The following is a 1,226-nucleotide window of genomic DNA, read 5'->3' on the forward strand; positions in this document are numbered from 1 at the left end:
CTTATCTGTTCGGAATCTGGCAGCTTAGGTGCCGAGAGCCGGCGTGGGCCGCCGTACGAGCCTGGATCTGAGCGATCGCCATGGAGCTTGGCGCCCACGCCGGAATCTCCCTTGATCCGCCCGAACAGTTGCTGGAGCTGGCACTCGAAGCGATAAGACTGGGCAAGCGGGGGAGCTCTCGACCCTTCCAGACTATACGGAGTCGTGCGATGAACGGGATCGGGATTGATGTAAGCAAGCGCCAGCTGGATGTCGGCACGACGGACAGAGAGACCCTGCAAGTCAGCAATAGCCCCTCTGGCTTTGTTGAATTGGACGCTTGGCTGAAGAAACGCCCAGCGGTCCAGATCGTGCTGGAGGCCACCGGCGGATATGAGCAGCCCGTGCTGGATTTCCTGCACAAGGCAGGCCATCGGGTGGTGCGCGCCAATGCCTTTCGGGCGCGGAAACTAGCTCAGGGGCTGGGCCAAATAGCCAAGACCGACCGCTTGGATGCCTATGCATTGGCACAGATGGCCGCGCTGGTGAAACTGCCGGCCTACCAGCCACTGGAGCCTTGGCAGCAGAAACTGCGGGAATTTGTGCGGGCACGTCGACAGATGATGCAGGCCCTGACCGTAGCCCGACAGCAGCAGGAAATGGTGCGTGATCGTGAATTGCGACGGCTTTTGCAGGCCAACATCACCCGCTTGCAGACACTGCTCGAACGCCTGGGAAAGCAGATTGCCGAGCAAGTCGCTCAACAGCCCCAGCTCACGATTCTGAAGTCGATAAAGGGCGTGGGACCGGGGCTACAGGCGGTGCTGGCCAGCTATCTGCCTGAGCTGGGCCAGATCAGTGGCAAGGCCATCGCCAGCCTGGTGGGCGTGGCACCGATGTCCCACGACAGCGGGACGATACGCGGAAAACGAAGCATCCACGGCGGTCGAGCCGAGATCCGTCAGGTGCTGTATATGGCCAGCATGTCGGCGCTGCAGCACGAACCTCGATTACGAGACTTTTACCGGTCGCTGCGTGCCCGCGGCAAGGAGGGCAAAGTGGCGATCGTGGCGGTAATGCGGAAGATGCTGGTGATCCTCAACGCCCGCGTGCGCGACGCTCAAAGCGGACCAATCCCGGCCTGAAGCGCGCACGGGCACATCTCCAAAGGCTGCCGGCCAGCGGCCGGCACTACCGCGCCCGTCTGCTGGAGGGGCCGAAGTCCCTCCAACAACACAGTTGCTCCA

1 protein-coding gene is annotated in these 1,226 nt (G+C 62.2%); it reads left to right on the top strand.

The window, feature by feature from the left end:
• The first annotated feature begins 209 nt into the window (after window positions 1-209).
• A complete protein-coding gene (locus ABE473_RS18830; protein WP_346490536.1) occupies window positions 210-1,124 on the top strand; it encodes an IS110 family transposase in 915 nt (304 codons plus the stop codon).
• The last annotated feature ends 102 nt before the right edge of the window (window positions 1,125-1,226 follow it).

The organism is Stenotrophomonas sp. TWI700, from assembly GCF_039673645.1.
Lineage (GTDB): Bacteria > Pseudomonadota > Gammaproteobacteria > Xanthomonadales > Xanthomonadaceae > Stenotrophomonas > Stenotrophomonas maltophilia_AA.

What these genes read in the sequence shown, in the direction of transcription:
- ABE473_RS18830 (WP_346490536.1), top strand. Translation starts at nt 210, where the DNA reads ATGAACGGGATCGGGATTGATGTAAGCAAGCGCCAGCTGGATGTCGGC.